7 protein-coding genes are annotated in these 7,053 nt (G+C 56.2%); 5 read left to right on the plus strand and 2 right to left on the minus strand.

Annotated features, from left to right (window positions below; translation table 11 throughout):
- Positions 1-73 precede the first annotated feature (73 nt).
- Positions 74-820: a Coq4 family protein gene (locus tag ACIQ20_RS15265; protein WP_395781791.1), complete on the minus strand. Its 747-nt coding sequence runs from the start codon at positions 818-820 to the stop codon at positions 74-76.
- 100 nt (positions 821-920) lie between these two features.
- Between ACIQ20_RS15265 and ACIQ20_RS15270 the strand changes: the two genes are divergently transcribed.
- The 5 genes from ACIQ20_RS15270 to ACIQ20_RS15290 all read left to right on the plus strand — a co-directional run bounded on the left by ACIQ20_RS15270 (position 921) and on the right by ACIQ20_RS15290 (position 5,791).
- Entirely contained in the window at positions 921-2,321 is a 1,401-nt protein-coding gene (locus ACIQ20_RS15270; protein ID WP_395781793.1) for an MFS transporter, read from the plus strand.
- Positions 2,318-3,295, plus strand: a complete 978-nt coding sequence (locus ACIQ20_RS15275) for a VOC family protein (protein WP_395781794.1) — start codon at positions 2,318-2,320, stop codon at positions 3,293-3,295. The genes ACIQ20_RS15270 and ACIQ20_RS15275 overlap by 4 nt, the downstream gene beginning before the upstream one ends.
- Before the next feature lie 113 nt (positions 3,296-3,408).
- Positions 3,409-4,224 (plus strand): alpha/beta fold hydrolase, encoded by an 816-nt coding sequence (locus ACIQ20_RS15280; RefSeq protein WP_395781799.1) that lies wholly within the window; start codon positions 3,409-3,411, stop codon positions 4,222-4,224.
- Entirely contained in the window at positions 4,217-5,002 is a 786-nt protein-coding gene (locus tag ACIQ20_RS15285; protein ID WP_346383555.1) for an SDR family NAD(P)-dependent oxidoreductase, read from the plus strand. The genes ACIQ20_RS15280 and ACIQ20_RS15285 overlap by 8 nt, the downstream gene beginning before the upstream one ends.
- Before the next feature lie 21 nt (positions 5,003-5,023).
- Positions 5,024-5,791: an SDR family oxidoreductase gene (locus tag ACIQ20_RS15290; protein WP_346383554.1), complete on the plus strand. Its 768-nt coding sequence runs from the start codon at positions 5,024-5,026 to the stop codon at positions 5,789-5,791.
- Positions 5,792-5,807: 16 nt separating this feature from the next.
- On the opposite strand, the gene ACIQ20_RS15295 is transcribed toward ACIQ20_RS15290, so the two are convergent.
- Positions 5,808-7,053: acetyl-CoA C-acetyltransferase (locus ACIQ20_RS15295; protein ID WP_395781797.1), on the minus strand; the 1,246-nt coding region annotated here is incomplete at its 5' end.

Raw genomic sequence — 7,053 nt, forward strand, 5'->3', positions numbered from 1 at the left:
GAGGCTTCGTGGGTGGGGGATAAGTTTTGTTCTGTCCCTGCTGAAACACCCCATCACCGCCGCTTCAATTCCTTCACATGGACGCAACCAACAACGCTGGCGTCTGGACCTTAGGCGTCACAAAATCTGCTGCCGAGGCCGCGCTAATATTATATCTGCGGCGAACCAGTTCTAAGGGCTCGTCCAATTGTTCCTCAAATTTCACAAATTGCAGGCTGTTGGCCGCCCTGCCATGCGACCAGCCTTGCGTGATGGCGTTCATGGCTGGCACGGTCAGATGCGGATCGATGAAAGTCATATGGGCCGTTACGACGGCAATCCACATTGAGGCGTAGGGGAATTGTGTTTGAGCAAGTTGAAAGGCTTGAACCGCCAACTCGCCTAAGGGCGTCGGGGGGTAGCCCGTAATTACATGATGCAGATCATGGGTTTGATACCCACGTAAGACCTTATGTTTGAGGACATCGGGTAGGTTTTTCAAAACCCCGGTCGCCTCAAACTGTTCATGCAATTGGCGGTAACCCACTGCAAGGGATTCCATCAAATTGTGGTCGCGGACAAACGCCAGATAATGCGCACCCAATGTGCCGGGCGCATGAACCTCCAATGCTGCCAGAGACAGGGGCGGGGCATAATAGCGCTCGGCCGCTAACGGCCCTTGCACGGGATCGTTTTCAATCAACGCCACATATTTCTCGATGGCATCAGCTGGAGCGCTTTCCCACCAATCATTGAACAAAAGATGGATGCCATACTCATTGAAATTCTCCGCGCTTTTTAGAAATTTCGCTCCAAAAATCTGGTCCATTTTGCCCGTCATAGGTCTTTCCTCCATCCTGTTTCCGCCCTGCTTTTGCTATTGACGCCGCGCAGTCTAGCAGTACTATTGACGAAAAGTATAATAAAAAATAGGGGCTGAATTGGAAACGCATAAAAAGCCATTAGGCCAAGCGCAAATCTGGGCATTCTCCACCGTGGCGTTGCCGCTGGGTATGCTGGGCTTGCCCATGGCGATCTATTTAGCGCCATTCTACTCCGGCCAATTGGGCCTTTCTCTGTCGCTGGTGGGAACCGCGCTGGTGCTTGCCCGGATCAGCGATTTTGTGACGGACCCGATCATGGGCTTGATCACCGACCGTTGGCGTCCTGCTTTGGGCCGAAGACGCATTTGGCTGATCTTCGGCACTTTGATCATGATGGCAGGCGTACAGCTGTTGCTGCGACCGCCGCCAGAAGTCGGCGTGGTGTGGTTCGGGCTTAGTGTGGCGCTGGTTTACTTGGGCTACACGACCTTACAGATTCCCTATGAGGCTTGGGCCGGCGAGATTTCGAGCGATTATCATGTGCGGACCAAAATCGCCGCAACGAAGCAAGGGTTTAGTATCCTTGGTCTTGTCGTGGCGACCGCCATTCCCGCCTATATTTTGAGCCAGCCCGGTAAGGGAAGTGGCGATGTGCTCAATGCTATTGCTCTGGCGGTCTTAATCCTGCTTCCACTCAGTGCTGCTTTGGTCTTCTTCACGGTGCCGCAACCCGATGTCCCCAGCGAGAAGGCCCCGTTGAATCTGAAGCGCGCAGTGGGTCTGATGCGCGCCAACCAACCCTTCAGCCTTCTGGTCGTCGTGGTTCTGATGGCCACCATTGGCGAGGTATTCCGCCAGACCATTACGGTCTTTTTTGCGCGCGATATTGTGGGCGTCAAAAACATCGGCGTTGTCTATGCCGTCTATTTTGCCGTGGGATTATGCGCTGTTCCCTTATGGGGTTGGCTGAGCAAGGCCATTGGCAAGCATCGCGCACTGATCCTCGCCCTCGGGATCGTCGCGGCGACCAATTTTGCGATGGGCCTTCTACAATACGGGCAAGGTCATCTGTTCATTGCCTTGTTCGTGCTGAAAGGGATTTGCTATGGCGCGATCGGCATTTTACCCAATGCGATGGTCGCTGACACCGTTGATCTCGACACTGCCCAAACCCAAGACCGCCAGCAAGGCGTGTATTTTGCGGCGATTGCCATGGTCCAAAAGCTGGGCTTTGCCGTCGGCGGCGGTTTGCCACTAATTTTGCTGGATGTTGTCGGATTTAAAGCCGCAGGCGGGAGCGAGGTAGAAGCCCTATTCTGGATGCGGATTTTCTACGCCGTCGTTCCTGGCGTTTTGGTCGCCATTGCAGCCCTGCTGTTGACACGCTACTCTTTAACCGCCGAACGGCAAGAGGAATTGCGGCACTATATCGCGCAAAAGGAGGCAGGTTTGACGCCCGAGATGCCAAGCTATCTTCAGGACAATGTCTATCATGACCGTCAAAAGGCATCATCATGATCAAGGGATTGCACCATGCAGGGCTCAGCGTCGTCGATCTCGAGCGCGCTATTTGCTTTTACAAAACCGCCCACACTTTTGAGGTAATCAGCCGCTTTCAAGTTCCCAACCGCGCTGATCTGCGTGCGATGATGGCGGTAGATGATAGTGCCTGCGAAGTGGCCCTTTTACGCGGCCCAACGGGATTCCTAGAGCTCTTTCAATTCGCAAACCCCATGGCACCAGATGGCCCGCCAGAGGTTTATCGCGCCGGTCTTCGCCATATTTGCATCCAAGCCGCAGACGGCGATCGCCTCTATGATGATTTTGTCGAGGCAGGGGCCAAGAGCCATGCCCGGCCGTCAGGTCTGGGGACGGGCAATCTCTATTGCTACATCCGCGACCCAGAAGACAATATTTTGGAGCTCGAAGGCCTACCCTATGCGGCTTCTGTTGCTAGCCCGCCTTGGTTCGCCCATGTTGCCGTGGTTACCCCCAACATCAAACGCCTAACGGCCTTTTATAGTCTTGTCACAGGTGCCCCGGTGCACAGCTCTGGCTATTTTGGACCAGAGCCGAAGTTTGATGTGGTCGCCGGCCTTGAAAACATCGTCTTCGATGGTGCTTGGGTGAAAGCTGGGCCCTTGACGCTGGAATTTTGGCAGTATCATCAGCCGCAAACACAAAGCAGGCCCCTAGCCAATGCGTCCAAACATGGCTGGACCCATTTCGCGTTAGAAGTGGATGATCTGGACGCCGAGTATCAGCGCCTACTGGCTGCAGGCGTGCATTTCCATAGCGCTCCCATGAGCAATGGGGCCGTGCGCTTTGTTTATGGCCGCGACCCTGACGGCAATATTTTCGAGCTTCTGCAGGTTTTGCCCGGCCATGAACATCTGTCGCTAGACCAAGTCACTGGAAGGGATTTACCGGCCGAGATTGATCGCTTGATTGCGCAGTTTCACCGCGCACGCGCTCACGGTCAAAATAACTGATGCCAGCCCTGCATGAACCCGACTGGTCGTCGTTCGACGCTGGCTTCCAGTCCATACAAGGACTGAAATTGCATGTCGTGAGTACCGGCCCTCGCAACAGCGCTACGACACCCATGCTGTGCCTGCATGGCTTTCCAGACATCTGGTCAATATGGAGTCGGATGATCACGCACCTGCCAAAAGACCGCCTGTATGTGATGCCAGACCAACGCGGCTATCATCGTTCGGATAAGCCAAAAGAGCTTTGTGATTATGCGCCCAAAATCCTTCTAGAAGACATTCGCCAACTCATTGTCACCAATTCCCCCGGCGGGAAAGTCGTGCTGGCTGGCCATGACTGGGGCGGGGTCATCGCGTCGTGGTTTGCTGCCATCTATCCAGAGCATGTATCCCATCTGATCCTGATCAACGCGGTTCATCCTGTGACCTTACAAATGGCACTGTTGGCAGACCGGGATCAGAGAGCGGCTTCTGCCTATATGCCGGCCCTGATCTCCGGTGCGCTCGAGGCCGATTGGCTTAAAGATCCCACCAGCAATCCATTCAAAAATTGGTATCGCGAGGCACAAGCCGATGGCCGTATGGGATCGGTTGAGGCCGCGCTTTATGAAGCCGCTTGGTCAGACAATGATCGCTGGCGGGCGGCCATCGATTGGTATCGAGCCAGCCCTTTTGATCTTGCTGCGGGCCCAGAAATGCCCAGCTGGATCCATGAAAGGGATTGGACAATTAGGGCACCGACCCTGTTGATTTGGGGCGAAGCGGACACGGTCTTTACCGCCAATACCCGCGACTCTCTGGCGACCTATTTTGCTCAATTGAGTGTCACGCGCTTGCCCGGGATTGGGCATAATCCATTGCGGGATGACCCCGTTTCAGTGGCCAAGGCCATCCACACATTTCTCGATCAAGGAAACCAACATGTCTAAAGTCAGTCTCGGATTAGAAGGTCGGGTTGCGATCATTACAGGGGCTGCGCGTGGCATAGGACGGGCAGCCCTACACCGTATGATTGAGGAAGGCGTACATGTCCTCGCATGGGATATTGATCCGGCTTGGAAAGAAGAGATTAAAGCCATTGCGACGCCCGACACCGTCAAGATCGCCGCATTTGTTGGCGATGTCTCGCAGAGCGCAGCGTGGCAAGAGGCGGTCAAAAGCGCACTTTCCGATTTTGGGCGCTTGGACTTTCTGTTTTCAAATGCTGGGATTTCCGGGCCTGCACTTCCCGTCTCGCGCTATGAGGATTCTGACTTCGACCGTGTCATGGCGATCAATGCGCGCGGGGTTTATCTGGGCCTGAAATATGTCGGCCAGCACTTGAGCCAACAGGGCAGTGGGGTGATCGTCAATGTGTCGTCCATCAGTGGGCTAAGTGGCGGCGGCAATATCTTTGCTTATACCGCGAGCAAGCATGCCGTTGTTGGTATGACGAAATCCGCAGCCGTGCATTATGCGCCCAATGGGGTTCGCGTCTTGGCTGTTTGCCCATCGCCAACCGATACCGACATGATGGCCTATGCCGAGCGCTCCGTCATGCCAGACGACCCACAAGCTGCCCGCCCGATCTTCACACAAGGCGTGCCTATGGGCCGCTATGCGGAGCCAGCAGAGATCGCCAATGTCTTTGCTTTCCTGATCTCTGATCAGGCCTCGTTCATGACAGGCACCATCGTGCCCGTCGATGGCGGATGTATGGCGCGCTAGTATTAAAAAGGGATAGCCAAGATGGATCTAGGACTTAAAGGCAAGCGTTTATTGATCACCGGCGGCAGCCGAGGCTTAGGCCGGGCCATCGTCACCCATGCACTCGCCGAAGGGGCGATCGTCGCCACGTGCGCGCGCGGTCAGGCGGGGCTCGACCGTCTCGCCAGCGACCTCGGGGCAGGGCAGGACCGTCTATTCTGCCAAGCCTTAGATGTACGCGACGCAGCCGCGTTTCAAGCTTGGGTGCAAACGGCGGCTGCGCAATTGGGTGGCGTTGACGGCGTGGTATCCAATGTCTCCACGCGGCTGAGCGGCCATGATGAGGCGTGGTGGCGCGAGAGCTTTGAGACCGACTTTCTGCAACACGCGCGCTTGGCAGAAGCCACCTATCCGCATTTGAAATCCGGGCACGAGCCCGCGCTTCTCTTCATTTCCTCCATCGCTTCGGTGTTAAGCAATTTGCCGCCCGACGAATTGGCCTATGGCGTAATGAAGGCAGGCTTGATCAATTATACCGGCCAACTTGCGGCACGGTGGGGCAATAGAGGCATTCGCGTCAATGCGGTCTCGCCCGGACCGATCTTCTTTGAAGGCGGGACATGGGACACGATTAAACAAGGTAATCCCAAGCTGTTTGAGGCTGCGGCCCGCCTGCCAGCGCTTGGCCGCCATGGGACACCAGACGAAGTGGCAAAGGCCGCGCTTTTCCTGCTTAGCCCTGCAGCCTCTTACATCACCGGGACCAATCTGCGAATTGATGGCGGAGCCATTCGCACGGCCAATTTCTAATCGGCATCAGTCGGCATTAAGCACGCTCAAAAATCGCGGCAATGCCTTGGCCGCCGCCAACGCACATCGTCTCCAAACCATAGCGGACTTGTCTGCGCTGCATCTCATGCACCAGACTGGTCATTATTCGCATGCCCGTCGCCCCGATGGGATGGCCTAGCGAAATACCTGAGCCATTGACGTTTAGGATGGAACGGTCATCCCAATCCCAGCCTTTTAGAACCGCCAGAACTTGCGCAGCGAAAGCTTCATTGAGTTCGACAAGACCCATGTCGCCCCACGAAAGGCCTGTCTTGGCGAACAGCTTGTGGACGGCAGGGACGGGGCCAATCCCCATGCGCGAGGGTTCGCACCCGGCCGCTGCCCACCCGACGAAAAATGCGGATGGATCCAGGCCAAGTTCAGCCAAGCGATCTTCAGCCACGACCAGACAGGCAGAGGCCGCATCATTTTGCTGGCTCGAATTACCTGCTGTACAGACCCCGCCTGCCACCATCGGCTTGAGCTTTGCCAGCGAAGTGGCGGTGGTATCGGCGCGAATGCCCTCGTCCATTGTGAAGTGTATGGGCTCGCCACCGCGCTGGGGAATGGGAATAGCGACTATCTCGTCGTCAAATCGCCCGTCGGCCCACGCGCGTGCCGCACGCACCTGACTTTCGGCGGCAAATTCATCACAAGCATCCCGGCTGATCGCATAGTCGGTTGCGAGATTTTCGGCCGTCGTGATCATACCTGGGATCACACCAAAGCGCTCCACGGGCTGCGACCGCTCACGGCCCCGCTCTAATCGATCATACAAGGTGACGCTGCCGGCGCGCGCGCCGCCGCGCATGGCAGTGGTATAAAATTCGACATTGCTCATGCTCTCGACGCCACCAGCCAGCACGACATCGGCAGCACCGGTTTGGACCATCATGGCGGCATTGGCCAATGCCTGAAGACCCCCGCCGCAGCGGCGATCCACTTGAATGCCCGGCACTTCAATTGGCAAACCCGCCGCCAAAGCAGCCCATCGCCCAACACAGGGCGTCTCGCCACTGGCATAGCTTTGGGCGAAAACGACATCTTCGATCAACATCGGGTCGATACCGCTACGCGACACAACCGCTTTGACCACATGAGCCGCGAGGGTTTCAACAGGAACCGAACTAAGCCCGCCAAGGAACTTGCCAATCGGGGTTCGTACTGGACTAATGATAGCTGCCCGTCTCATGATGAAGCCTTCCCTGCGTGACTGCGTTGACCGCACCACTCTAGAAGAA

The sequence above is a fragment of the Aquidulcibacter sp. genome (genome assembly GCF_044346625.1).
Lineage (GTDB): Bacteria > Pseudomonadota > Alphaproteobacteria > Caulobacterales > Aquidulcibacteraceae > Aquidulcibacter.

Coding starts and splice junctions, on each gene's coding strand:
- ACIQ20_RS15265 (WP_395781791.1), bottom strand. CDS start 820: ATGACGGGCAAAATGGACCAGATTTTTGGAGCGAAATTTCTAAAAAGC.
- ACIQ20_RS15275 (WP_395781794.1), top strand. CDS start 2,318: ATGATCAAGGGATTGCACCATGCAGGGCTCAGCGTCGTCGATCTCGAG.
- ACIQ20_RS15280 (WP_395781799.1), top strand. CDS start 3,409: ATGCTGTGCCTGCATGGCTTTCCAGACATCTGGTCAATATGGAGTCGG.
- ACIQ20_RS15285 (WP_346383555.1), top strand. CDS start 4,217: ATGTCTAAAGTCAGTCTCGGATTAGAAGGTCGGGTTGCGATCATTACA.
- ACIQ20_RS15290 (WP_346383554.1), top strand. CDS start 5,024: ATGGATCTAGGACTTAAAGGCAAGCGTTTATTGATCACCGGCGGCAGC.